Source organism: Rhizobium sp. CG4 (genome assembly GCF_023701965.1).
Taxonomy (GTDB): domain Bacteria; phylum Pseudomonadota; class Alphaproteobacteria; order Rhizobiales; family Rhizobiaceae; genus Agrobacterium.
In genome coordinates this window covers 21,149-45,663 of sequence record NZ_JABAEG010000008.1, presented here as the reverse complement: position 1 = coordinate 45,663, position 24,515 = coordinate 21,149, and the positions used below count along the sequence as shown (strand labels likewise).

Annotated in this window: 22 protein-coding genes and 1 pseudogene; 13 read left to right on the top strand and 10 right to left on the bottom strand. The window is 54.2% G+C overall.

Annotated elements, in window-relative coordinates; all coding sequences use genetic code 11:
* Window positions 1–93: 93 nt before the first annotated feature.
* From HGO37_RS20260 to HGO37_RS20230, 7 genes are all read right to left on the bottom strand, one after another.
* Window positions 94–1,218, bottom strand: a complete 1,125-nt coding sequence (locus tag HGO37_RS20260; RefSeq protein ID WP_250984923.1) for a glycoside hydrolase family 88/105 protein — start codon at window positions 1,216–1,218, stop codon at window positions 94–96.
* Window positions 1,215–2,726 carry a polygalacturonase PglA gene (gene pglA, locus HGO37_RS20255; protein ID WP_250984922.1) on the bottom strand — a complete coding sequence of 504 codons (1,512 nt, stop codon included), beginning with the start codon at window positions 2,724–2,726 and terminating at the stop codon, window positions 1,215–1,217. Before pglA ends, HGO37_RS20260 begins: the two co-directional genes overlap by 4 nt.
* Before the next feature lie 61 nt (window positions 2,727–2,787).
* Window positions 2,788–4,059, bottom strand: a complete 1,272-nt coding sequence (locus tag HGO37_RS20250; protein WP_250984921.1) for an ABC transporter substrate-binding protein — start codon at window positions 4,057–4,059, stop codon at window positions 2,788–2,790.
* A gap of 41 nt (window positions 4,060–4,100) precedes the next feature.
* Window positions 4,101–5,210, bottom strand: coding sequence for an ABC transporter ATP-binding protein (locus HGO37_RS20245; RefSeq protein WP_250984920.1), 1,110 nt, complete (start codon window positions 5,208–5,210; stop codon window positions 4,101–4,103).
* Between the two features lie 4 nt (window positions 5,211–5,214).
* Window positions 5,215–6,120 (bottom strand): carbohydrate ABC transporter permease, encoded by a 906-nt coding sequence (locus HGO37_RS20240; protein WP_192489121.1) that lies wholly within the window; start codon window positions 6,118–6,120, stop codon window positions 5,215–5,217.
* Between the two features lie 2 nt (window positions 6,121–6,122).
* Window positions 6,123–7,007, bottom strand: a complete 885-nt coding sequence (locus tag HGO37_RS20235; RefSeq protein ID WP_192489122.1) for a carbohydrate ABC transporter permease — start codon at window positions 7,005–7,007, stop codon at window positions 6,123–6,125.
* Window positions 7,004–7,375, bottom strand: coding sequence for a family 4 glycosyl hydrolase (locus tag HGO37_RS20230; protein WP_250984919.1), 372 nt, complete (start codon window positions 7,373–7,375; stop codon window positions 7,004–7,006). The genes HGO37_RS20235 and HGO37_RS20230 overlap by 4 nt, the downstream gene beginning before the upstream one ends.
* Window positions 7,376–7,540: 165 nt before the next feature.
* Here HGO37_RS20230 and HGO37_RS20225 point away from each other — a divergent pair, with 165 nt between their 5' ends.
* From HGO37_RS20225 to kduD, 4 genes are all read left to right on the top strand, one after another.
* On the top strand, window positions 7,541–8,503 hold the full coding sequence (locus HGO37_RS20225; RefSeq protein ID WP_250984918.1) for a helix-turn-helix domain-containing protein: 963 nt from the start codon (window positions 7,541–7,543) through the stop codon (window positions 8,501–8,503).
* A gap of 148 nt (window positions 8,504–8,651) precedes the next feature.
* On the top strand, window positions 8,652–9,323 hold the full coding sequence (locus tag HGO37_RS20220; RefSeq protein WP_250984917.1) for a GntR family transcriptional regulator: 672 nt from the start codon (window positions 8,652–8,654) through the stop codon (window positions 9,321–9,323).
* Between the two features lie 21 nt (window positions 9,324–9,344).
* Window positions 9,345–10,193, top strand: coding sequence for a 5-dehydro-4-deoxy-D-glucuronate isomerase (kduI, locus tag HGO37_RS20215; RefSeq protein WP_250984916.1), 849 nt, complete (start codon window positions 9,345–9,347; stop codon window positions 10,191–10,193).
* 10 nt (window positions 10,194–10,203) lie between these two features.
* Window positions 10,204–10,959, top strand: coding sequence for a 2-dehydro-3-deoxy-D-gluconate 5-dehydrogenase KduD (kduD, locus tag HGO37_RS20210; RefSeq protein ID WP_250984915.1), 756 nt, complete (start codon window positions 10,204–10,206; stop codon window positions 10,957–10,959).
* A 183-nt stretch (window positions 10,960–11,142) separates the two neighbouring features.
* On the opposite strand, the gene HGO37_RS20205 is transcribed toward kduD, so the two are convergent.
* Entirely contained in the window at window positions 11,143–11,865 is a 723-nt protein-coding gene (locus tag HGO37_RS20205; protein ID WP_250984914.1) for a response regulator transcription factor, read from the bottom strand.
* Entirely contained in the window at window positions 11,866–13,104 is a 1,239-nt protein-coding gene (locus HGO37_RS20200; protein WP_250984913.1) for a sensor histidine kinase, read from the bottom strand.
* Window positions 13,105–13,402: 298 nt separating this feature from the next.
* On the opposite strand from HGO37_RS20200, the gene HGO37_RS20195 reads away from it, so the two are divergent.
* The 5 genes from HGO37_RS20195 (at window position 13,403) to HGO37_RS20175 (ending at window position 18,805) form a co-directional block, all read left to right on the top strand.
* A complete protein-coding gene (locus HGO37_RS20195) occupies window positions 13,403–14,413 on the top strand; it encodes an ABC transporter substrate-binding protein (protein WP_250984912.1) in 1,011 nt (336 codons plus the stop codon).
* Window positions 14,414–14,496: 83 nt separating this feature from the next.
* Complete coding sequence (locus tag HGO37_RS20190) at window positions 14,497–15,957, top strand: ATP-binding cassette domain-containing protein (protein WP_250984911.1); 1,461 nt, start codon at window positions 14,497–14,499, stop codon at window positions 15,955–15,957.
* The gene (locus tag HGO37_RS20185) at window positions 15,957–16,898 is read left to right on the top strand and encodes an ABC transporter permease (RefSeq protein WP_250984910.1); all 942 of its coding nucleotides are present in this window, start codon (window positions 15,957–15,959) and stop codon (window positions 16,896–16,898) included. The genes HGO37_RS20190 and HGO37_RS20185 overlap by 1 nt, the downstream gene beginning before the upstream one ends.
* Window positions 16,895–17,842 carry an ABC transporter permease gene (locus HGO37_RS20180; RefSeq protein WP_250984909.1) on the top strand — a complete coding sequence of 316 codons (948 nt, stop codon included), beginning with the start codon at window positions 16,895–16,897 and terminating at the stop codon, window positions 17,840–17,842. The genes HGO37_RS20185 and HGO37_RS20180 overlap by 4 nt, the downstream gene beginning before the upstream one ends.
* 48 nt (window positions 17,843–17,890) lie before the next feature.
* Complete coding sequence (locus tag HGO37_RS20175; protein ID WP_250984908.1) at window positions 17,891–18,805, top strand: SMP-30/gluconolactonase/LRE family protein; 915 nt, start codon at window positions 17,891–17,893, stop codon at window positions 18,803–18,805.
* 27 nt (window positions 18,806–18,832) lie between these two features.
* Here HGO37_RS20175 and zigA read toward each other — a convergent pair whose 3' ends face one another.
* Entirely contained in the window at window positions 18,833–20,062 is a 1,230-nt protein-coding gene (zigA, locus tag HGO37_RS20170) for a zinc metallochaperone GTPase ZigA (protein WP_250984907.1), read from the bottom strand.
* A gap of 407 nt (window positions 20,063–20,469) precedes the next feature.
* On the opposite strand from zigA, the gene HGO37_RS20165 reads away from it, so the two are divergent.
* From HGO37_RS20165 to HGO37_RS20150, 4 genes and pseudogenes are all read left to right on the top strand, one after another.
* The gene (locus HGO37_RS20165) at window positions 20,470–21,399 is read left to right on the top strand and encodes a sulfurtransferase (RefSeq protein WP_250984906.1); all 930 of its coding nucleotides are present in this window, start codon (window positions 20,470–20,472) and stop codon (window positions 21,397–21,399) included.
* A 151-nt stretch (window positions 21,400–21,550) separates the two neighbouring features.
* On the top strand, window positions 21,551–22,732 hold the full coding sequence (locus HGO37_RS20160; protein WP_250984905.1) for a YeeE/YedE family protein: 1,182 nt from the start codon (window positions 21,551–21,553) through the stop codon (window positions 22,730–22,732).
* A gap of 29 nt (window positions 22,733–22,761) precedes the next feature.
* Window positions 22,762–22,893: pseudogene (locus HGO37_RS20155) on the top strand (phosphonate ABC transporter, permease protein PhnE); the annotation flags it as partial.
* 735 nt (window positions 22,894–23,628) lie between these two features.
* Window positions 23,629–24,483, top strand: a complete 855-nt coding sequence (locus HGO37_RS20150) for a sugar phosphate isomerase/epimerase family protein (protein ID WP_250984904.1) — start codon at window positions 23,629–23,631, stop codon at window positions 24,481–24,483.
* The last annotated feature ends 32 nt before the right edge of the window (window positions 24,484–24,515 follow it).

Here is a 24,515-nt window from a genome sequence, read left to right as displayed (position 1 = left end):
GGTCACGAATTAAAAGTATGATAAATAGGCAAAAAAACGCCGGTTCTTCACCGGCGTTTTGTATAGATTGCTATTGTGTGACGAACAGTAGGGTTAGCTGGCTATACGTGCTGTCTGTTCCGAGACACCAACCATTGCAAGCAAACGCTCCGCATGTGCCATCATTAGCGGAGCAACACCCTTGATATCGTCATCCCTCAGGGTTTCAGAAACATAGTAGGCAGGCGTCCCGTCACGGTAGTTGCCTTCGAAACCACCAAGACCCGCCACACAACATATATCCTGAAGAACAATACGGCCGCTGGCATTTGGCTTCAGGGCATTCTCTTCCAGACTTGTGAGTGCCTTTATCCCAACCGCCGCGTCACCATTCTTGACGCCCAGGCGTGCCGCCTTGATGAAGGCATAGGCGAACATTGCCGTTGCGGAACTCTCGGCATAATTGCCGTCAAGTTGCGGTTGATCGATAACCTGCAGCCAACGACCATCGACTGTCCGCAATGCCTCAAGCCGCACCAAAAGGCTTGCAAACCACTGAGACAAGGCATCGCGCTTTTCACTGGGCGGCGCAACCTCGATCGTGTCGGCAAGCGCCATACAGAGCCAGCCAATCGACCGCGCCCAATGGGTCGGCGAAAGTCCGCTTTGCGGGTTTGCCCATGCTTGCAGACGTTCCTCATCATAGCCGTGACGGAAAAGACCACTCTGCGCATCGAAGGTCAATTCGAGCCCTGTCAACATTTCATCCAGCGCCTCATCCACCAAGGCATTGTCACCTATAAGCCCGGCATATTCGACCTTGAAGGGCAGGGCCATATAAAGGCCGTCCAACCAGATCTGATGCGGATAACGCAGCTTGTGCCAATGCGGACCGGCGGATGTGCGCGGATGACTTTGCAACTGGCGAAGTAGGTGGTCCAGCGCCGTACGGTAGCGGGGCTGCGGATCTGCCTTGTAGAGTGTATTCAGGGCGCGGCCTGGCAGAATGTGATCGATATTATATTCGGGAATGGAATAGCCACGCAGTTCTCCATTGTCAGTAATCTGACCGTCGACCAGACGTTTCATATGGCTGAACCATTGCCGGTTTCCGCTTGCCCCATAAAGGGCGATCAGCCCGCGATAGAGGCAACCATCCTCGTAGCACCAGCTTCCGCCTTTGTAATAGCTGTAGTCACTGGCATAGGCGTTGAAATATTCATCAAGATTGAGGGTCATACGGCAATACTCTGGCTGATAGTCGACAAGACGATGCCTTCCTTTTTCAGGAATGCAGCGTTTTCACTAATGATGCCCGCATGGCGGACAGGCTCCATATGGCAAGCCATGTCGGGGGCGTCGGCGACCGCGTGAGGGTCAAACGTCACGCGATAATTTTCGATGGTGATATTCTCCACCGGCGCCTCTGGCAGGCCGTAGAAAGCGGCGGCGGCAATTGCAACACGATCGGCCACGACGTTGCGCACGGTAACTCCAGAAATACGCGGGGTCGCATCATTGATCGGCAAAGCCTCCCGGCTCTGTACGTAGTCCGATCGTCCATCCTCATCACAGAAATAAAATGCATTGATGACCAGCGGCGACTGAACACCGCGCATGGCACAGTCCTCAACGCTGATATTCTCAACAAGGCCGCCACGCCCGCGGCGCGTCTTAATGCGCAGACCGCGGTCAGTATCGACCATCTCACAGCGCCGAACCTGAACGTTGCGGACCGTACCGCTCATTTCGCTCCCTATGACGACACCGCCGTGCCCACGTTCCATAAGGCAGTTCTCAATGCAGATATCCTCGCACGGCTGGTCCAGTCCACCTTTTGGGTCACGTTTGCCAGCCTTGATGGCGATGCAATCATCACCGACCGAGAAACGAATCCCCTGCAGCAGAACATTGGTGCAGCATTCCGGGTTAAGACCATCGGTATTGGGTGAGTTGGGATCATTCTGTATCGTCAGCCCGATGGCTCTGACATCCCGGCTCAACACCGGATGAACCGTCCATGCAGGGGAATTGCGCACCACGATGCCCGAAATCGTTACGCGGGTGCTGCCGGAGACAAAAATGGTGCGTGGACGGCGTGCGCCATCACGGGTTTCCTTGGGCCATGTCCACCAGTCGCCGCTATCCCCGCCGCCATCGATCACACCGGCACCGGTAATTGTCAGGTCTTCACAATCGATGGCCGTAACAAGGCTTGCGTAACAGGCTTCGGAAACACCTTCCCATGTGCCAAGCACACGTCCATCATCATGTCTTGGTGGCAGGATTGGATAGGTTGAGCGGTCAGAAACCCCTTTGAGAACAGCACCATCGTCGATCATAAACGTCATGCGACTTTTCAGGAACAATGGTCCGCTTTGCCATTCTCCAGCTGGAATTCGTAAAGTACCATAATCCGGCAGAGCATCGATTGCTGCCTGGATGGCTGCTGTATTGTCGGGCGAGTGGGGTGAGGCGCCGAATTTGGAGATATCGATCACACGGCTTTCCGCAGCCGTGTCAAAGGTGATTTTCTCTCCGCCCATCTCCAGCCAGTATGTCGATTTCGGCTCAAGATCGCACAGAGTGAATACAACGGTATTGCTTTCGCCCTTCGCGAGCGGTTGACCATCACCACCCAGCAAAGACCAGACCACCGGTTGGGTCAGCGCATGCAGATACTGGCCAGCACCAAAGGCGAAACTGGCGGTGCGTGCCGTTGCGGTTAACAGATCGATGCGCGCCATGCTGTTTAAATTCCTTTTCATTCAATGCGGTGGGCTATCTCAGCCCACCGCAATTTCTGCATTAGATGCCGCCAAGGGCGTCATCGACGCTTGCAATAATTTCTGCCGCCGTGTCTTCCGCAGACTGCTGGCCATAGGCGAAGGCTTCGAGGTTGGTATCGAAGGCATCCGTCACGCGCGGATGTTCATTGAGAGGTGAAACGTTCGGGCCTTCCGATTCCATCACGATCTTGTAGGCATCGGCCTGCACGGGCTTGATCTTACCCGCATCGGTCAGCGTCTTGATTGCAACCTTGCTGGAAGGAATACCACGTGTCGCGCCAAGGATAGTGACCGCTTCAGGATCGTTGAGCAGGCAATTGATGATCTCTGCAGCGGCCTTTGGTTCCTTGCTGTTCTTGGAAATGGCAAGCAGCATGGACGGCTTACGGTAGATACCCTCGGTCTTGCCGCCCTCTGAGGTCAGCGACTTGGTTGGGACCAGTTCCTGACCCGCTTCAAGCGGACCGGCAATTTTGCCGTAGGTGCTGTCCCACTGGTAGGAACTGGCATAACGACCATCCGCCCATTTCGGGTTTTCAAACAGCGGGCGGTTGCCCCCAGCCGATGAACTCTTCCAGGACTCGATAACACCCTTGTCGACCATCGACTGGTAGAAGTTCAGCGCTTCGGTCAGTTCTTCAGGCGACCATGCGACCTTGTTGGTTTCAGGGTCGATGAAGCTCTTGCCGGTCATCTGTGTTGCGCGCAGGATAACGACGATACGGGCATTCAGACCGTTTCCTTCAGAAGGAGCAGCCTCAAACGGATAATAGTCCGCTCCCAACTTTTCCTTCATGACAGGGGCGGCAGCAAACAGCTCATCCCAAGTTGTCGGCAGGGTAACACCGGCTTTTTCATAGGTGGTCTTGTTGAACATGAAGATGCGGGCGGTGGTAGAAACCGGCACGCCGTTGAGCTTGCCCTTGACGGTACCACTTTCCAGATCGGCATCGGTCCACTGGCTAAGGTCGATTACATCCTTGTACTGGTTGAGGTCCGTAAAACCTTCACCGCCCTTGGAGAAAATCGGTAACCATGGCCAGTTGATCTGCATGATGTCAGCTTCAGTGCGTCCAGCTAGCTGAGTTGCAATCTTTTCCTGGTGCCCGCCCCAACCGGTAAACTCCGGCGAAATCGTGTGACCGAACTTCGCGCCGCAAACCTTCAGCGCTTCCTGCGTCGCAAGATGGCGGTCATCACTGCCCCACCACGACATGCGCAGATTGGCAGCATAGGCGCTACTCAGGCTCGTGGCAGCAAACAGCACCGCTGTAATAAGTACTCTTTTCATAATAACTCCTCCCAAGGAATGACTGTTGAGTGATGGATGGGTCAGTCCAGGCTAATGTTGTCACCGGACTGGCGATTGAAAATGTGGGCAGATGCAGCATCGGCGCTCAGCCAAACCTGATCATCGCGAAGGCTTTTGCGGTCATAGGCATGAGACGGAACAACCGCGATCAGACGATTTTTACCGGCCTGCACATGCAGATAGACTTCATGACCCATGAATTCGACATGGCTGATCTTGCCGGACAACGCGTTGGCGGTATCTGGTGCAGCAAGGCTGAAATGCTGCGGACGTATGCCCAGAATGATGTCCTTTGGCGCATTTGCTGCCAGGCGATCCATCAACTGCGGACCAAGCTGCAGTTTTTGACCGGCAATATTGATCGACCTGTCACTATCAAGCGTCGCTTCGATCAGGTTCATCTCCGGGCTACCGATGAAACCTGCCACGAATGAGTTGGCCGGTTTGTTGTACAGCGTCACCGGATCAGCCACCTGCATGATGTGGCCTTCCTTCATGACGCAGATCCGGTCACCCATCGTCATGGCTTCGGTCTGATCATGGGTCACGTAAACAACGGTTGCCTGCTGCCCCTCAGCCTTCAGACGCTTGTGCAGATCGGTAATACGAACCCGCATCGAGGCACGCAGCTTCGCGTCCAGATTGGACAAAGGCTCATCGAACAAGAAGACCTGCGGTTTTTTGATCAATGCGCGGCCCACCGCCACGCGCTGCGCCTGACCGCCGGAAAGCTGTTTGGGCAGGCGATCCAGCAAAGCTTCGATTTCCAGCGTTTTGGAAACATCCTGCGTTGCTTCTTCGATTTCGTCCTTCGGGCGACGCTTCAAACGCATGCTGAACGACAGGTTCTTCCGCACCTTCATATGCGGATAAAGCGCGTAGTTCTGAAACACCATCGAAATGCCACGCTCGCCCGGTGGCTTGTCGTTGACAAGTTCACCACCGATCCGAATTTCCCCGCCGGTAATGCGTTCCAGACCGGCAATCATCCGCAAGGTCGTCGACTTGGCACAGCCGGAAGGACCCACCAGCACCATAAATTCACCGTCCTCGATGTCGAGGTTGATGCCATGCACGGCGCGGAAAGAAGCGTAGTCTTTTTCGAGATTTCTGAGTTGAAGACGAGCCATTTTGTTATCCTTTGATGCCGCCAGCAGAGATGCCGTCGATGAAGTATTTCTGCGCGACGAAGAACACGACGAGTGCAGGGGTGATGGCCAGGACCGACATGGCCAAGATACGGTTCCAGTCAAACGCCTCTGTCGTATCGATCGATAGTTTAAGGGCTAGCGAGACGGGGTATTTTTCGACCGATGACAGATAGATCAGCGGACCGAGGAAGTCGTTCATTGTCCACATGAACTGGAACAGGCACACCGATATCAGCGCCGGCATCAGAAGTGGTACGACGATGAACAGCAATGTCTGCATGGTGGACGCACCATCAACACGCGCAGCCTCTTCCATATCGCGCGGGATGGCGCGCAGGAACTGCACCAGCATGAACACAAAGAATGCGTCGCCAGCAAAAGCGGATGGCACCCAAAGCGGCAGGTAAGTGTCGAGCCAGCCGAGGTCACGAAACAGCAGGTATTGCGGAATGCGCGTGACGACATTCGGCAAAAGCAGTGTCGCGATCAGCGTTGCGAAGAGGATTTTCTTGAACGGAAAATCAAACCGGGCAAAGCCGTAAGCCACCGCCGTGCAGGAGATCGCGGTACCAATCATCTTTGGCAATACGATCCACAGCGTATTCAGGAAGAACGTGCCAAATGTGTACGGCGTCGATGTCTTCCAGCCATTGATATAGCCATCAAGGGTTGGGTTTTCTGGCCAAAAACCTGGATTATTGAAAATCTCGGCATTGGTCTTGAAGGATGCACCAACCAGCCAGATCAGCGGGTAAAGCATAAGCAAACCAACGCCACCCAACATGGCATAACGAAGGACTGCACCGATGCGCTGGCGACGGACTTCCTTATCGCGAATGCGTTCTGCTTCCGTGACACCCTGAATATTTGAAACAGTCTGATCGACCATAATCAGCTCCTCTTGTCGCCGGCGTAGTAGACCCAGTGGCGCGAGGACCAGAAGGCAACAACCGTAAGAACCATGATGATGACGAACAACACCCATGCGATTGCCGAGGCATACCCCATATCGAACCGCTTGAAGGCTTCGTCATAGATGTACAGCGGCAGAAGATAAGTCGACTTCAACGGGCCGCCCTGTGTGATGATGTAGGGGCCGTTGAACTCCTGGAATGCCTGAACCATCTGCATTATTAGATTGAAGAAAATGACCGGCGTGATCAGTGGAAGGGTAATGTGGACAAAGGTTTTCCACTTGCCCGCTCCATCAATCGATGCCGCCTCGTAAAGCGAATTATCAACGCTCTGAAGGGCAGCAAGGAAGATCACCATGGCTGAACCAAATTGCCAGATGCGCAGCATGGTGATGGTGAACAACGCATTTGTGGGGTCACCGAACCAATTGATCGGCTCCATACCAAATACCGCAAGGCCCATATTAACCAGACCGGTGTCGGCAAAGATGTAACGCCACAGAACGGCGATAGCTATGGAGCCGCCGAGGATAGACGGCACATAATAGGCCGTACGGAAGAAATTGATGAACTTCAGCTTGTAGTTCAGGATCACCGCAATGAAGAGCGCAAACGCCAGCTTAAGCGGGACCGTGGTGAACACATAAATGAGTGTCACCCACAGCGACTTGCGGAACGTGCGGTCACTGGTGAACAGCTTGATGTAGTTGGCAAGTCCGGTGAACGTCGGCGAGTCCAGCAGGTTGTAGTTGGTAAAGCTCAAATAGAGCGATGCAACGAAGGGCAGGGTCGTGAAGACCAGCAACCCGATGATGTAGGGCGTCAGATAGAACAGCCCGAGAAAACGGTTGTCTCCACTCATGCAGCAACTCCGGAGGTCAGTTCTTCCGGCAGGTAGTGACGTGTAGCGTCCACCCTTTCCCGGAACATTGTAGTGGTCTTGTCTAGCCCGACAGGCTGGGCAAGCTGATCGGAAAGAGCATCTGCCGCACGAATGTCCTCGGCACGCTCTGCGTGATATCCGACCTTCGCGCCGTCCGACGCCGCAGAATATCGCATGCCGATTGCCGCGTTTCGCCCAGCTGCCGCGTGATCGATGTCATAGAGTTTGATTGTTGCCGGGACAGTACCGTCATGGGCGAGGTCGCCCATCAGTTTCGTCGCCCAGTTGAGAGATCCGCCGCCTACATAGACGATACGGACAGGTTTTTTATATTCCGAATTGTGCATCCTCACATCGATGGCTGAACAAGGAGAATCACCCAACACAGGGCAATTTCCCAGAACAGCCTCGCTCCTCCCATTGAAAAGGCCGTCAATCTGGTCAATCTGACACTTGGCGGGTAATATCAGCCGATGTTTTGCGAAAAAGAATAGATTCTTCAGGACAAAAAGATGGACAAAAGCGAACAAGGCATTCTCGGCAGCATTCCTGTTCAGGCGCTCAGCCTTTCCCTGACGCGCTCCGCCATCAAGATGGAGCACTCATCAAGCTGGCGGATCGATAAAACCAATAGTGTTCATGACCTTGTCATCTGCCTGACCGGTCGTGCGGAGTATGAAATCGAGGGCGAAAGAGTGGTGATGGAGCCCGGCTGCGCCATGTTGATTGAGGCCAATACCCGTTTCGTCGGTCAAACCTTGTCGCGGGAATTGTACACCGGCGTCGCGCAGCATTTCACGCTGGATGTGTTTGGCCGCATCGATATGATTTCACAGATGGAAAAGCGCCGCTGGGTGATGATGCCACGCTGGCACATGCTGGAACCGCTGGTCCGGCACTTTCGCGAAACCGTTCCACTGTCATCGACCACACTTGTTCAGCATCACCAGTTTATGGTTTTTCTGATCGACTTTCTCGAAACAGCATTTACCGGCTGGCGACAGCAGAAACAGGCTCCCGTAGACAATCCGGATGCATTGTCACTGGCGATCATGGTGGCTGCCAGCCAGATCGCAGCTGAGCCACTCGACGATGAGATCGTGGAAAAATCGCTGACGGCAACGCCATACAATCCCGACTATTTCCGCCGAATGTTCAGGAAACAAGTAGGGCTAACGCCGGCAAAATATCAGGAATTCAAGCGCATGGAACGTGCCATGGGGCTTCTGGCGGGTGGCAGTTCGGTCAAAAAAACCGCAGAACTGGTTGGCTATAGCGATAGCTATTATTTCTCACGCATGTTCCGCCAATATATCGGTGTCAGTCCAGCCGGCTACAAGGCCGCAGAACGACGCAACAGGGACGGACAGTTCCCGCGCGGCGAAGAAGATGGGCAGGTCAATTACCCCAAAATAAATCGAACACAGCCATCGCTACAGGATTTGCAAATGGCCGATAAATTTAGTCACGATTGAAATCCCAAAGGCAAAGGTGCTCGAGACTGGGCACGCACGCCGAAAGCGGCGGGCCGTGCAAAATGCGTTCAACCGCAGTTGCATGGTATTGTCGTTCATTGTATGGAAGTGTCGTCAATTATTGATGGCCTCATCGAAAGCGAACGCCATGAGCGGAAAAACAGCGTCAGAAAGCATGGCTCACAAGGTGGAGCGGCAATTGCGTGGAGATATTCTTTCGCTTGCCCTGCCGCCGGGCTCCCGTATTTCCGAACAGGAAATCGGCGAGCGGTACGGCTCCTCACGCCAACCGGGGCGTGAAGCGCTGATTGCACTTACCAAAAGCCGCTTGGTCGAGGTTTTGCCGCAGCGTGGCGCTGTTATCGCGAAAATCTCGGTCGCCAAGCTGATGCAAGCCGCCTTCATTCGCGAAACGATAGAGACAGCCGTCGCAAAGACCGCCAGCCGTACCTTTCACTTCCATGCCCGTTCACGAATCGAAGACTGTCTGCGGGAGCAAGAAAGGGCGGCCGAGATTGGCGACCATGTCGAATTTCGCCGATACGACGATCTGTTTCACAAAATTCTAGCCGAGGGCGCCGGTATTCCAATGGCCTGGCCGGTCGTCGAGGATTTGAAGGCACATATCGACCGGGCCTGCAGCCTGTCGATCCACGATGCGTCCTCCTTCACGCGGCTCATCGGCGAACATCGCGCCATTCTCACCGCAATTGATGCGCGAGACGAAATGGCTGCAGAAAAAGCGATGACAGCCCACCTTTCCGAACTGCTTCGTGACCTGCCAAGGCTGGAAGCAAAACATCCTGATCTTTTTGAGTAAACCAAGGGAGGTTCAAAACCCATGACAACGAAAATCGAAACACTTCACGCCGTTCACTACACCCAGTCGGAACGCATGACGAGCGGCGAACTACGCGAAAACTTCCTGATGGAAAGCCTGTTTGTCGCCGGTGAAGTCAATGCCGTCTACACCCATTACGACCGCCTTCTGTTGGCTGGTGTCATTCCGCTTGCCTCGTCCTTGAGCTTTGGCGAAGAGATTGCCAAAACGGTTGGCACCTCGTTCCTGCTCGAACGCCGTGAGCTTGGCCTAATCAACATCGGTGGCGCAGGCCGCGTGATTGCCGACGGAAAGACCTACGATATCGGTTTCCAGGATGCGCTTTATCTGGGCATGGGCACCAAGGAAATCAGCTTCGAAAGCGTTGACGCAGCAGCACCCGCAAAGTTCTACATCAACAGCGCACCAGCCCATGCAACGTATCCATCGCGGACCGTCAGCGTAACGGAAGCCATCGAAAACAATCTCGGCGATAGCGCGACATCCAATAAGCGCAAACTTTACCAGTACTTGCACCCGGATGTTCTCCCAACCTGCCAATTGCTGATGGGTCTGACACGTCTTGAAGGTGGTAGCGTCTGGAACACAATGCCAGCCCACCTGCACGACCGCCGCATGGAAGCCTATCTCTATTTCGAAATTCCGAAAGAATCGTTTGTTGTACATCTGATGGGGCGCCCACAGGCGACCAACCACCTGATCGTTCGCAGTGAGCAGGCTGTCGTTTCTCCGTCCTGGTCCATCCATTGTGGCGCCGGCACCGGCTCTTACGCCTTCATTTGGAGCATGGCCGGTGACAACCAGTCCTTCAAGGACATGGACTTCGTGCCCATGGGCGACCTAAAGTAAGGAGCGTCGAATGACCCTGTTTGATTTCACCGGAAAGCGTGCGCTTGTGACGGGCGCGCGCAAGGGATTGGGCCAGGGCTTGGCTCTTGCCCTGGCTTCAGCTGGCGCTGACATCATTGCGCTTGGCTCACAGGAAATGCCTGAAACCCGTAAAAAAGTTGAGGCACTCGGGCGCAAGTTTGAGGAGGTCGTTTACGACCTCACGAACCCGTCGGGACTGGCGGATGTGGTCACATCTCTCACCACGGACGGCCGCAATATCGACATCCTGGTCAACAATGCAGGCCAAATCCGCCGCGCCGACTTTACGGAATTTTCCGAACAGGATTGGGATGATGTGATGAACATCAATCTCAAAAGCATCTTCATGCTCTCGCAGGCGGTCGTGCGTCATATGACGGATCAGAAAATTGCTGGCCGTATCGTCAACATTGCTTCGCTGCTGTCATTTCAGGGCGGCATTCGAGTCGCCTCCTACACATCGAGCAAACATGCGGTTGCCGGTCTTACACGCCTGATGGCCAACGAACTGGCTGTCAAAGGCATCACCGTCAACGCCATTGCACCGGGTTATATGGAAACAGACAACACGGAAGCACTGCGTAACGACCCTGACAGAAACCGCAGCATCATGGAGCGTATCCCCGCCGCACGTTGGGGCACCCCTTCTGATCTCGATACTGCACTGTTGTTCTTTGCTGCACCAGCAAGCAGCTACGTCACAGGCCAAATTCTTGCCGTTGATGGCGGGTGGATGGCACGTTAAGTTGTAAAAAACACTTTCAATCGCGGTGATTGAAGGTATGTATGGAATTCCTGCCACTTAAGGGGGGCGGGAAGGTGATGAGGGGCATATCCAGCCATGTTGGGCAATATGGCTGGAGTTGGAGTGGGGGCTTTATGCCTCTCATCATCATGATTTCATAGAAGATGGCGGATATTCACGCCATCAGTGATGGCTGACCCATTCCGCCAGTTCTTTTTCTGCTTTTTCCAAGGCGTTGTAATTCAACAGCTTGCGCAGGATTGCGATGGTGACAGCACGTGTGCGCAAATTATAGCGACCGTCGGGCTCATCCTCACCGGTTGCCTGATAGACGTTCAACTTCTCATACAGCGCCTGAAGACGGTTCTGCACACTGCGAAGCGAGAGATTACGCCGCCGCGCTATCGTCTTGTCGGTCAGACCCAGCGCGATATCGATCAGAATTTCATATTCGGAATCACTGACGCCATTGACCTTGCCAAGGCTCTTTTCCTGCAGGCCACGCACCTCACGGTCGATGACACATTGTGCTTCGATGAAGATACCGCGCAATGCCAAACGTAAACGTTCGTCAGATGCGGATTTAAGAACATATCCGTAAGCCGCACCTTCCGGAACGATACGGGAGACGCCGCGAACATAGGCCTCATCGGCATAGTTCGACCAGAACAGGATGCGGGTATCGGGGCGTTCCTTCCAGATTGTGCGGGCAGCTTCGATCCCATTGCGTTCATTCATCTGCAAATCCATGACAATATGGGCTGTACGGTTTTCCCGCGCCAGTTTTTCGCCCACCTTACCGTTCTCCGCCTCCAGCACCCTGGCGCATTCCGGCAGGGCATTGCGCACGACTTCATTCAAGTAAGCACGGTGCAGAACATCATCCTCAACGATCAGCACGTCCATTTAACTCTCCTCCGCCGTTTTTCCCGCCAAACCAGGTTTTACGCTGACACTGACGCAAGTCCCCGGGCCATTGCGATTCTTTCCAATCCCGAAACGGGCCGATATCAGCCTCGCTCGGGTTTTCATGTTGCCAATGCCATGGCCAGTTGAGTTGCCAGATGCATCTAGACCGGCTCCGTCATCGTTTATCTCAACCGTCAGCCAGTCCTCGCGACGGCGAAGCGTCACCACAATACGATCCGGCTGCCCATGTCGTATGGCATTATTGATGGCTTCCTGCACGATCCGGAACAATGAGGTCGCGACACCTTGCTCCAGCTCATCCACCATGCCCTTGCTGTCATCGACAATTTCCCAATGGATTGACGCACCGCTATCGCGGACGGAGCGATCCAAATATGTTTCTATCGCCTGGACCATTCCAAAAAGTTGCAAGATCGAAGGTTTTGCCTCTTCGATGATCTGACGCAGATCATGCATGCAAAATTGCAGACTGCGCGCCAGCGGCTCCAGCATTTCACCGCTTACTTCAGGCAGATGGGTCATGCGCTCGACACGCCGGGTGAGCCGTGTCAAATCCGCCAGCGTCTGGTCATGCAAATCCATGCCGATGCGCTGCCTTTCCGCTTCCAATGCCTGGGTAAGTTTCAAGGCACCGGAGCGCAGTCCTTCTTCACGTGCGGTCGCTTCTGCCTCTTCAATGGCAGACCGTTTTGCCTGTTCGGCAGCGCGAATTGCAAAGAAATAGGGCGCCAACAGGTCTGCCACCGCACGGGCGTTAAACACATCATCCATCGTGTAAGCGTCTGTCGTGTGAGACGAACAACTCAACGCACCGATGATGTCGCCATGCACTTTCAAGGGAACATGCAATCGGCTGTGCAGCGACAGCGTAATGATCGGGCTGGAAAACGCTCCTTCGAAATGAAAGCGCGGATCGACACAAGCATTGCCACTCAGCAGAAACTCTACCTCGCCAGCCAGCAACGAACGGATTGGACTCCCGGTCAACAGCGCGGGCGGATGTTTGCTCCAGTCGCTTTCCAGACCGCTTTCATAGGCAATGTGATATTTATCATCGACCAGCTTGATACAGACGTCGAGATGATCATGCGGAATGATATGGGATATTTCCGTCGCAACAGCCTGAATGATGGAGTTGAACTCCAACTGCCCCGCCAGCAAACGGGAAATACCGAGATAATGCTCGAATAACGAACTACGTAGGGAATTAAGCATTCTCGGCGCCCTCCCAAGCACCTGCGGCACAGTTTTCAACACATGCGAAGAACCATGCTTCTATCCGTCATTGTGCGCCTTGTAACGAGCCTCGTCCTGCATTTTTGCGCACATTATGTGCGGGTTCCCGCAAATGGTTTGCCAAGATCAGCCTATACAACTGCGCCTTTGTTGGTCATGCTGGCGTTTACTGGGGGAGGAGCCTCAGGGCCATAAAAATCCGTTGAAAATCCGCGACTTTTGCGGAGGGATCTCTATGCCCCGGTTATAGTTTTGTGAGCCATCAGGGAGGAAATCAATGGCTATCAAAAAAATGCTTGTGGCTTCAGTCACGCTTGTATGCGCTGCCTTGCCGATGGTGGCACAGGCGGACACATCCGCCAAGAAAATCGCACTGTCCAACAACTACGCCGGCAACTCCTGGCGTCAGGCCATGTTGACCAGCTGGGACAAGATCACCAAAGAGGCTGTATCCAAGGGAACGGTTGCTGCTGCAGACGCTTTCACAACAGCTGAAAACCAGGCGACCGAACAGGCCGCGCAAATTCAGAACCTTATTCTTCAGGGCTATGACGCAATCGTCATCAACGCGGCTTCGCCAACTGCGCTCAACGGTGCCGTAAAAGAAGCCTGTGATGCCGGCATTACCGTCGTTTCCTTTGACGGTGTGGTGACCGAGCCTTGCGCATGGCGCATCGCCGTTGACTTCAAGTCCATGGGCGAAAGCCAGGTCGACTTCCTGGCAAAAAAGTACCCTAATGGCGGTAACCTCCTCGAAATCCGCGGTCTGGCCGGGGTGTTCGTGGACGATGAAATCCACGCAGGTATCCAGGCCGGCATTGCCAAGCATCCAAACTTCAAAATTGCCGGTTCTGTAAACGGTGACTGGGCGCAGGACGTTGCACAGCGTGCCGTTGCTGGCATTCTGCCAAGCCTGCCGGAAATCACCGCTGTGGTGACACAGGGTGGTGATGGTTACGGTGCAGCACAGGCATTTGCAGCAGCAAAACGCCCGACACCAACCATCGTCATGGGTAACCGTGAAGACGAGCTGGTCTGGTGGAAACAGCAGAAGGATGCCAGCGGTTATGAAACCATGTCCGTTTCGATCGCACCGGGCGTTTCCACACTTGCTTTCTGGGTTGCACAGCAAATCCTCGACGGCAAGGACGTGAAGAAGGATCTGGTTGTTCCGGTTCTGCGGATCGATCAGGCAAACCTTGAAGACGGTCTGGCAAAGACCGAAAAGGGCGGCGTTTCCAACATCGAATATTCGCAGGAAGACGCCCAGAAAGTTATCGCTCAATAACTTTTTCGATACCGCGATATCACCGCACGGCGCCGCTTGAAGGCGCCGTGTACCGCCTATCCCAATAAATCTGTGTCGTGCTGATGAACGAAATCCTGTCGAGAGAAGAGGTTGTCGCCGCACGTGGCGTCAAGGTGACCTTTGGTGCCGTAAAGGCACTGGATGGTGCCGACCTCGTTATTCATTCTGGCGAATGTCTTGGTCTCGTCGGTCACAACGGTGCCGGCAAGTCCACCATCGTCAACGTCATCAACGGCAATCTTACGCCTCATGAAGGCACCCTGTCTTATCGTGGTGGTCAGGGAGAACACGGTATCGCCGTGGCACGAGCCAATGGCGTACGCTGCGTGTTTCAGGAATTGTCTCTTTGTCCCAATCTGACGATTGGCGAGAATGTCCGCATCATGCATGCCGATATGAAAGGCAGCAGATGGCGCGGTCGCGCGACCAACCTCATTCAGCAGCAACTCGACGATATTTTCCCCGGCAGCGGCATTGACTGCACGGCAACCATTAGCGAACTTTCCATTGCCGAACGGCAGATGGTCGAAATCGCCATCAATTTCGCAGGTGTCGAAAACAAGCCAAGGCTGGTCATTCTCGATGAACCGACCTCGTCACTTGATGCCGGCCTTGCAGAACAGCTTATGGATTATGTCCGTCGTTTTGTGCGCTCCGGCGGCTCTGTTCTGCTGATCTCCCATATCCTTGGAGAAATCCTCTCAACCGCCACCCGCATCGTTGTGATGAAGGACGGCAAGGTCGTTGCCGATCGTCCAGCACCAGAATTCAGCACCCGCAGCCTTGTCGAAACCATGGGCAGCGTGGTGAAGGAAAGCGGCTGGGAGCGATCGACAATTCAAAGAACCGGACAACCTGTTCTATCCATGCCTGCCCGCAAGGGAGAGGGGCATATGTTCGAAGCCTATAGAGGTGAAATCATTGGTCTCGCAGGATTGGGCGGCCACGGCCAGACCGAAGCACTGCTCGATCTTTATTTGTCGCGCAACAGCAACTGGTTTCCGACCAGACAGCAGGACATTGCCTTTGTTGCCGGCGATCGCAGCCTGAATGGCACGTTCCCGCTGTGGAGCATTCTGAAAAACCTTAGCATTGCATCGCTACGCGACCTCTCCAGTCTCAGTCTCGTCAACCACAAGCGTGAGGACGAACTTGGCGACAACTGGAAAAAGCGCATCGAAATTCGCACGCCCAACATGGGCAACAAGATCCTGTCGCTGTCCGGCGGCAACCAGCAGAAAGTGCTCTTTGCCCGCGCGCTAGCCACGACAGCCGAAACCGTTTTGATGGATGACCCGATGCGTGGTGTCGATATCGGCACCAAACAGGAAGTCTATGAAATCCTGCGTACCGAAGCGCGCCATGGCCGTACCTTCGTCTGGTACTCGACCGAGATGGACGAAATCCGGCTTTGTGATCGCGTCTACGTCTTCCGCGACGGCGTCATCCACGCGGAACTCGTCGGTGACGACATCACTGAACAGAACGTGCTTGCAGCGTCCTTTGCAGGGGAAGGCCACTGATGAAAATTTCTGCCAATACCATGCGTCTTGTCATTCCGGCGGCATCCCTTGCCGTGCTGCTGGCCGCAGTCTTTTACATGCAGCCGCGGGCCATGAGCTACACAGGCCTGAACCTGCTGTTCAATCTGGCCGTTCCAATCATTCTGGCGACCATCGCCCAGATGCTGATCATGTCGGTTAATGACCTTGATTTGTCGATGGGCACATTTGTCAGCTTCTGCGCCTGCGTCACCGCGACCTTTTTGCAAACATCACCTGTGGTCGGCATTCTGATTTTCGCAGGCGCAATCGCGGTTTACGCGGCAATCGGCGCCATCATTCACATACGCTCGCTGCCATCCATCGTGGTGACACTCGGTATGAGTTTCGTCTGGGGTGGCCTTGCTGTTCTTATCCTCCCGTCTCCCGGCGGCACGGCACCGGGCTGGATCCGCTGGCTGATGACGTCAAAGCCACCGCTCATTCCAGTGGCGATGGTTGCCAGTATTCTGATCGCCATCATTGCCCATCTGATCGTCAGCCGATCGTCCTTCGGCGTGCTGATGCGCGGTGTGGGCGGCAATTTCCGCTCGGTGGAACGGGCAGGTTGGTCCGTGGTTGGTATTCGCGCTGCAACCTTCGCGCTTGCCGGTTTTTTCGCAGTGTTGGCCGGTATCGCACTTGTCGGTCTGACGACGTCGGCCGATGCCAATATCGCACTTCGTTATACGCTGTTGTCGATTGCCGGTGTGATCCTCGGAGGCGGTGAATTTGTGGGCGGCCGCGTGTCGCCGGTTGGTGCGGTTATTGGCGCGCTGACCCTGACACTTGCCGGCTCCTTCCTGTCCTTCATGCGCATTTCGCCGGACTGGCAGATCGGTGCACAGGGCGCCATCCTGATCGTTGTCCTGGCGCTGCGTATTCTGCTCAACCGGCTTGAAAAGCGGGAGAAAAATCAATGAGTGCTTTTCAAACCATCTCACGCAAACCCTGGATCTGGTCTTTTGCGGCAACAATCGTGGTTTGGCTGGCAACGGTCATGTTCACTGGCGGTGCTAGTTCATTCGGCCTGTCGCACGCGGCTCTGACATTTGCTGCATTTTCGGTGATTGTCGGTATTGGCCAGATGTTTGTTATCACGCTCGGTCCCGGCAATATCGACCTCTGCGTGCCCGCGACTATGACACTGTCAGGCACGCTTGCCCTGAAATTCATGGATGTTTCCGACAGTCTGATCCTCCCAGGTCTGCTGATCGCCGTGCTGATCGGCATCGGCGTTGGCATTGGCAACTACCTGCTCATCAAGGCGCTGCGCATTCCGCCAATCATTGCGACACTGTCCATGAGCTTTATCGTGCAGTCGATTGCCATCTGGTCAAACCGGGGCCTTCGCATCAAGCCGCCGGAAAGCCTTGCCAGCTTTGCAACAGGAAGCACGATTGCCATTCCGAATGTCGCGCTTGTTGCGCTTCTGCTTTCCATCATTGCGTGGCTGTTGCTAGATCGCAGCTTCTATGGCCGCTGGATTTCTGCCATTGGTCAAAGCACCTTTGCAGCGCGCATGACCGGCATTCCCGTCGATGGCGCACGTTTTGTCACCTATGTGCTTTGCGCCGTTCTGGCCGCTGTCGCCGGTTACCTGCTTGCCAGCTTTTCCGGTGGCGCGGCCCTCAATATGGGCTCGGAATATCTGCTGATGTCGATTGCCGTCGTGGTGATTGGTGGCACTGCCGTGGCAGGTGGAGATTCCAACGTGCCGGGCATCTGGGGAGCCTCGCTGTTTATGTTCCTCGTGGTCTCGATGCTCAACACCTATGGTTTCGGGGCTGGCATACGCCTCATTCTGACAGGTCTCATCATCATCTCCGTCATCCTGCTGGCCGGCGGGCCCAAACCTAACCGCTGATCAGGCGACCCTGCGCGACTGACTGCGAAAGACAATATGGATAAAGCCATGCAATTCGACCCTTCGTTCCCCTATGACATCCGTGACGAGCGTTTCCGCCAGTACATTGTTGGAAATGCCGGACTGGAAGAACTCTACTCCGGCTGCCGCTGGGCAGAAGGCCCTGTCTGGTTTGCCGACATGGATTGCCTGTTGTGGAGCGATATTCCCAACCAGCGCATTCTGCGCTGGGTTCCAGATGGACATGTCTCGGTTTTCCGCCAGCCGTCCAATTTCACCAACGGCAACACCCGTGATCGCCAGGGCAGGCTCGTATCCTGCGAACATGGCGGCCGACGTGTCACACGCACCGAAATAGACGGATCGATTACCGTTCTGGCTGATAGCTATAACGGCAAGCGGCTCAACTCACCCAACGACGTCGTCGTCCGCTCAGATGACACGATCTGGTTTACCGATCCGACCTACGGCATCCTCTCCGACTACGAGGGTTACAAGGCAGAACCCGAACAGCAGACACGTAATGTCTACCGCCTCGACCCGGCGTCCGGTGAAATCACCATCGTGGTGGATGACTTTGGCCAGCCGAACGGCCTGGCCTTCTCGCCAGATGAAACAAAGCTTTATGTCGCGGATTCATCATCCAGCCACGACATCACTCGCCCGCGCCATATCCGCGTCTTTGACGTTGTTGACGGCAAGACCCTGGCGAATGGCCGGGAATTCTGCGCACTGGACAATGGTCTGCCAGACGGGTTCCGCCTCGATACGCTCGGCAATGTCTGGACGAGCGCTGCCGATGGCGTGCACTGCTTCTCGCCAGAAGGAAAACTGCTCGGCAAGGTTTTGGTGCCGCAGACGGTTGCCAATGTCACTTTCGGCGGCCCCCGCAAGAACCGCCTGTTCATCACCGCAACCAAATCGCTTTATTCGGTTTATGTTGCGGTGACCGGAGCCGTTTGACGCCTGAAATTTCAGGTAACCGCAGGCTCACGCAGCCTGCGGACGCCCCCAGATCGGGAACGGGTCGGGCAGGTCGCGATACATCTCGGCTTCAAAATGCTGCAGATCCGTTCCGACAAGGCAGGCGTCAAGCGCAGCACGAATGGCCTGTTCATCCATACCCGAACCAATAAATACCAATTCCTGTCGGCGATCACCCCAAACCGGATGCCAGCGCTTCTCCATTGCATCGAGAAAATCGGGATGGTCCGGCCAGCGGTTTTTTGGCACCGACACCCACCAACGCCCCATGGGCGACACGCGGGCAATGGCGCCGGCCAACGAAAAGTCGCCAGCCCATTCCGGGCGGGTCGCCAGCCAGAAATGTCCTTTGGCACGGATCAAACCGGGCCATGTCTTGTCGACAAATTCTTGAAATTTCTCCGGGTGAAAGGGCTGTTGTGCACGATAGACGAAACTCTGAATGCCATATTCTTCAGTCTCAGGCACATGATCGGCAAAGCCATACAGCTCCTTGAACCACAAAGGATGTGTCTCGGCCTTTTCCTCGTTGAACAAGCCGGTGTCGAGAACGTCGCTCAATGCGACTTTGCTGAAGTCGGTTTCAATAATCCGTGCATCAGCATTAAGGGCCATGATGATCTTGCGCACGACATCGCGTTGCTCTTCGCTGATATCGGAAACTTTGTTGAGGACGATAACATCGGCAAATTCGATTTGCTCAACCAGCAAATCCACAATCGTCCGTTCATCAGCATCGCCGTTGGATTCACCGCGTTCGCGCAGAAAATCATTCGATCCGTAGTCTTTCAGCAGGTTGATCGCATCAACAACCGTAACCATGGTGTCCAGCCGCGCAATATCCGATAGGCTGGAGTCATTTTCGTCGCGGAATGAAAAGGTTGCAGCAACCGGCAAAGGCTCTGCAATCCCTGTCCCTTCGATTAGAAGATAGTCGAAACGTTTTTCCTCTGACAAGCGACGAACTTCAACAAGCAAATCGTCACGCAATGTGCAACAGATGCAGCCATTCGTCATCTCGACCAGCTTTTCTTCCGAACGCGACAGGTTGCCACCGCCTTCACGAACCAGTTCAGCGTCGATGTTTACCTCACTCATATCATTCACAATAACCGCAACGCGCTTTCCTTCACGGTTGTTGAGAATGTGATTAAGCAGTGTCGTCTTTCCCGCACCAAGAAAGCCGGAGAGCACTGTCACCGGCAGTCTGCGATCAATGATATTTGCTGTGGGCATCGGCTATCTCGCTAAAATGTTATAACGTTACATTTAATTATTCGAACCTGACGAACTGTCAAGTTGCAAACGTATATCGATTGGAAAATTGGCCTTGATGACCAGACAAGAGGGCAGTTTGTCACGGTGCCCAGAACGGGCAAGGTATGTTCTTTGCCATCACCCTGTGCAGCTAACAGTCCATCAGGAAATCAAGAATAAGTTGTAATTCGTAAGCCATATATCGTACCGATCAAACTTTTTGTCACTTTTGCTATCATTGCGTGTTTTTCCGCAAAACGTCACTTGTGCATCATGAATGTTCAAAATCGATACAAACTATAGAATTTTATAACTTCAACCTGCACCATGTTTCATCGATGCTTTGGAGGACTGACCAATCACACCACGCACATTGAGGAGACACCATGACAACAATTACGAAGCCGAGCATCATCGCAACGACAACTCTTGCCGCGCTCTTGCTGGCTGGACAGGCTTCCGCATCAGACGCACTGGTTGACGCCGACTGGCTACAGAAAAACCTCGACAATCCAAAGGTGCGTGTCTTCGAAGTAAGTGTTGATACCGGCGTTTATGAACGTGGTCACATCCCCGGTGCTTTGAATATCAATTGGCATACAGATTTGGTCGACAAGGAACGTCGTGACATCGCCAAGAAAGAGGACTTTGAAAAGCTTCTGCAAGCATCCGGGGTCGACAAGGACACAACGATCATCCTCTACGGCGACAACAACAATTGGTTTGCAGCCTGGGGCGCATGGATATTCGAAACCTACGGTCTTGGTCAGCAGGTAAAATTGCTCGATGGTGGTCGCAAACTCTGGGAAGCCAAGGGCCTGCCTCTAGATACTGCAGCGACGGAACAGACACCAACGACATTGGCACTGCCGGAGCGTGACACCGCAATTCGTGCCCGCTTTACAGACGTCGTCGCCGTGGCCGAAGGAAAGCACGACATCAAGCTCATCGATATCCGCTCGGCGGATGAGTATTCCGGGAAGATTTTCGCCCCCGAAGGCGTTAAAGAGTTGTCCGTACGTGCCGGTCATATTCCCGGCGCGGTCAACGTGCCTTGGGGCAGCATCGTCAATCAGGACGGCACCTTCAAAAGCATTGATGAAATCAAAAAGATTTACGCAGACAAAGGTGTTGATGGCAGTGCGCCCATCATTACCTATTGCCGCATTGGTGAGCGTTCCAGCCACACATGGTTCGCGCTGAAAAAGATCCTCGGTTACGACGTCAAAAACTACGACGGCTCCTGGACGGAATATGGCAATGCCGTTGGCGTTCCCATCAGCAATCCATCCGGCACCGTCTGGACTGGCAAATAAACACATTTCGGCCTGAGCTTTTTACGGACGTTTCAATACGACGAGCGGAGTGATCTCTGCGCCGCTCGTCAATGTGTAAATTCGATTGATCAGAGCGGTCTACGCGGACCTGATGCAGTAAAGTGGCTCTGAAAGCATAATGAGAGTGTTTATGAGCCCATCAATCGGCCGGGCGGCCATTTCTCTGTTGCTGATCGCTATGGTCAGTTGGTGGTCCATTTCTCTTGCAACAGATGCCACTGGCCGAATACTCTCGCTGTCTCTTATTCTTGGCTTGCTTTTTGGCATCGTCCTTCAGCGCGGACGTTTCTGCTTTCTCTGCAATTTCAGAGACTTTATCGAGCGCCGTAAAATAGATGGTGTTCTATCCATTCTGATCGCCCTCGGTTTTGGCATCGTTTTTTACACTGTGATCATCATGGCCTGGGTGCCTGTGCCTCAGCCAGATCGTCTACCTCCTAACGCCCACATCAGTCCGGTTGGCTGGGTTATGGCACTTGCGTCTACTGCCTTTGGTTTCGGCGCAGGATTGTCAGGCTCTTGCCTGTCAGGACATCTCTACCGGATTGGCGAGGGTGCTTTCGGCTCCATTATTGCCATCCTTGGCGCTGCCTTGGGTTTTCTGATCGGCTTCCTGACATGGAACAGTCTGTTCACATTGGCGGTGTATGATGATCCTCCTCTGTGGCTACCCCATATATTCGGGCATGGCGGCGCACTCATCGCCGGACTTATCGGCGTGGTTGCACTCATCATCATCACCTTGTGGATTGGCAAACGGCAACCAGAGCCTCCTTCCGATGACAACAAAAACTACGTGTCATTAGCAGGACAGGCGGTCTTCTCACGCCGATGGCCGCCGGTCCTGACAGGCATCCTCGTTGCCGCAATCGGCGCGTTCGCCTATCTCAGAATTGCGCCTATCGGCGTCACCGCAGAACTCGGCAGCCTGGTCCGCACAGCCGCAACACCTGCCGGTTTCGTGCCGGAAACACTCAGCGGTCTCGATACATTACGAGGCTGTGTTTCGGCCGTTAAAAGCACACTCCTGTCTCCCAATGGCGTGTTTGTCATCGGTCTGGTCATCGGTGCTTTTGCAAGCGCAGTAAATGCCAGACAGTTCCAACCGTCCTGGCCGGATGCAAAGGGCTTGGCGCGTCGGCTCATTGGTGGGGTGCTGATGGGTTGGGGGGCGATGACCGGACTGGGTTGCACAATCGGCGTTCTGCTTTCCGGCATTCAGGCAGGCGCTGTCTCTGGCTGGGTTTTCCTTGTCTTTTGTTCGCTCGGCGCGGCTGTTGGCCTATTCACCCTCAGACGCGGTTGGCTTTGATCCCCAGAAGTTGTCATTCAGACCTATGTCTCGGTCTAAAGCTGCAGTCATCACTGAATATGCTGGCATGGCCACAAGTCATAACGATCTTTGTCGTCATTCTTGCCACCGTGGTTGTGTCTGAATCGATTTCTGCCGGGGTGAGAAAGGCAATCTCTTGATGCATCAGGCGTCAAATCCCGAAAAAATATAACAGTCCAAACACCCATCGCCAGAAGGAAAACCGTGACAACTGACGTTGGCGCGGTCTTTTAACGACTTTAGATCCGCATTAGCGACATAGGCAATTATGTGATCATCTGGCACAGCTCAAAATAGGTCGGCGCATTGAAAATTGGGAGCAACCGTGGCCCACTGGAATGCAACTTTGAGCAACGAGCGACCAAAAAATGTGCTCAAGCCATCTTAATGATTATCCCTTGAAACTCAGTGTGTAGAGCCGATTTTCTGTACAACGTCGGCTCCCGGTCTATGAGCCAAGAACTGATAAACCAAAATTTGTAGATTGACACATGTATGAAACCGGTTACATTTATTGATGTAAACGGTTTCATTGGAAAATCCGTTGCTTGGAGGAGCAAAATTTTCATGTCTATTCACTTGAGGTTTGCTGCAACGAAAGTTTGTGCAGACTAACGTCCGCTTTTGACATTGTTGTCCCAACTTCTTCCATTTCGTCCTCGATGTAATGGCAGCTGGGGCAGACGTTTGTTCATTGATGCGGCAGTACGATCCAGCCAGACCACGTCTTGGGTCGGGATCGACATCTAACCCGGAGTCTATCTGAAACAGACGACACCACACATTCGAGGCTGCTTTTGCACCTCCGGCTGCAGGGCCGGGGAGGGTGGCGCTTGCGTGTCGTTTATCGCTCAAACGAAAAGGGAGTTACGCGTTTGAAATCCTTGAAATCAACATTCACAGGTATGGCACTGGTCGCAGCAATGGCGGCAGGTATCGCAAACCCTGTTCTGGCTGAAGACAATAAAACCCTGCCAATCGCAGCGCAGATGTACACATTGCGCGACGCAGGCACGCTCGAAGAGCAGTTTGCCATTCTCAATCGCGCCGGTGTCTCAGCTGTGGAAACCGTCGACATGCAGAAGGTCAGCGCAGAAGAACTGTCTGCACTGCTTGAGAAACACAAGATCAAGGTGATCTCGTCACATGTGCCGATCGACAAGCTGCGCGGCAATCTGGACGACGTCATTGCCGAGCAGAAGGCCGTTGGTAACCCGGTTGTGACCGTGCCTTTCCTCAAACCAGAAGATCGCCCGACTGATGCTGCTGCATGGACGGCATTTGGCAAGGAGCTTGGCGGTTACGCAGACAAGTTGGCTGCTGCCGGTTTGGCCATGTCCTACCACAATCATGACTTTGAACTGGTCAAGTTTGACGGCAAGACAGCACTTGAGCTTCTGCTCGATGCTGCCGGTCCAAAGCTGCAGAGCGAGCTTGATGTCGCCTGGGTAGCACGTAGCGGCACGGATCCGGCAGAGTTTCTCGGCACGTTGAATGGCCGAGTATTTGCGATCCATGCAAAGGATAATGCACCTGCGGGGACCGCGGAAAATGAGCGTGGTTTTGCCACCCTCGGCACCGGCGTCCTGGATTGGAAAACAATCTTGCCAGCGGCCAAAAAGGCCGGCGCGAAATGGTTCATCCTTGAGCATGACATGCCGCTTGATGCCGAAGCCGTCCTGACCAAGGGCAATGCCTTCCTCAACGAACACCTGCCAACAATTCAGTAATGCAACAACCATTCCCCGGTGGTGACACTGCC

Bases quoted from the DNA above. Each gene is read 5' to 3' on its own strand.
- HGO37_RS20260 (WP_250984923.1), bottom strand. From the start codon at position 1,218: ATGACCCTCAATCTTGATGAATATTTCAACGCCTATGCCAGTGACTAC.
- pglA (WP_250984922.1), bottom strand. From the start codon at position 2,726: ATGGCGCGCATCGATCTGTTAACCGCAACGGCACGCACCGCCAGTTTC.
- HGO37_RS20250 (WP_250984921.1), bottom strand. From the start codon at position 4,059: ATGAAAAGAGTACTTATTACAGCGGTGCTGTTTGCTGCCACGAGCCTG.
- HGO37_RS20245 (WP_250984920.1), bottom strand. From the start codon at position 5,210: ATGGCTCGTCTTCAACTCAGAAATCTCGAAAAAGACTACGCTTCTTTC.
- HGO37_RS20240 (WP_192489121.1), bottom strand. From the start codon at position 6,120: ATGGTCGATCAGACTGTTTCAAATATTCAGGGTGTCACGGAAGCAGAA.
- HGO37_RS20235 (WP_192489122.1), bottom strand. From the start codon at position 7,007: ATGAGTGGAGACAACCGTTTTCTCGGGCTGTTCTATCTGACGCCCTAC.
- HGO37_RS20230 (WP_250984919.1), bottom strand. From the start codon at position 7,375: ATGCACAATTCGGAATATAAAAAACCTGTCCGTATCGTCTATGTAGGC.
- HGO37_RS20225 (WP_250984918.1), top strand. From the start codon at position 7,541: ATGGACAAAAGCGAACAAGGCATTCTCGGCAGCATTCCTGTTCAGGCG.
- HGO37_RS20220 (WP_250984917.1), top strand. From the start codon at position 8,652: ATGAGCGGAAAAACAGCGTCAGAAAGCATGGCTCACAAGGTGGAGCGG.
- kduI (WP_250984916.1), top strand. From the start codon at position 9,345: ATGACAACGAAAATCGAAACACTTCACGCCGTTCACTACACCCAGTCG.
- kduD (WP_250984915.1), top strand. From the start codon at position 10,204: ATGACCCTGTTTGATTTCACCGGAAAGCGTGCGCTTGTGACGGGCGCG.
- HGO37_RS20205 (WP_250984914.1), bottom strand. From the start codon at position 11,865: ATGGACGTGCTGATCGTTGAGGATGATGTTCTGCACCGTGCTTACTTG.
- HGO37_RS20200 (WP_250984913.1), bottom strand. From the start codon at position 13,104: ATGCTTAATTCCCTACGTAGTTCGTTATTCGAGCATTATCTCGGTATT.
- HGO37_RS20195 (WP_250984912.1), top strand. From the start codon at position 13,403: ATGGCTATCAAAAAAATGCTTGTGGCTTCAGTCACGCTTGTATGCGCT.
- HGO37_RS20190 (WP_250984911.1), top strand. From the start codon at position 14,497: ATGAACGAAATCCTGTCGAGAGAAGAGGTTGTCGCCGCACGTGGCGTC.
- HGO37_RS20185 (WP_250984910.1), top strand. From the start codon at position 15,957: ATGAAAATTTCTGCCAATACCATGCGTCTTGTCATTCCGGCGGCATCC.
- HGO37_RS20180 (WP_250984909.1), top strand. From the start codon at position 16,895: ATGAGTGCTTTTCAAACCATCTCACGCAAACCCTGGATCTGGTCTTTT.
- HGO37_RS20175 (WP_250984908.1), top strand. From the start codon at position 17,891: ATGCAATTCGACCCTTCGTTCCCCTATGACATCCGTGACGAGCGTTTC.
- zigA (WP_250984907.1), bottom strand. From the start codon at position 20,062: ATGCCCACAGCAAATATCATTGATCGCAGACTGCCGGTGACAGTGCTC.
- HGO37_RS20165 (WP_250984906.1), top strand. From the start codon at position 20,470: ATGACAACAATTACGAAGCCGAGCATCATCGCAACGACAACTCTTGCC.
- HGO37_RS20160 (WP_250984905.1), top strand. From the start codon at position 21,551: ATGAGCCCATCAATCGGCCGGGCGGCCATTTCTCTGTTGCTGATCGCT.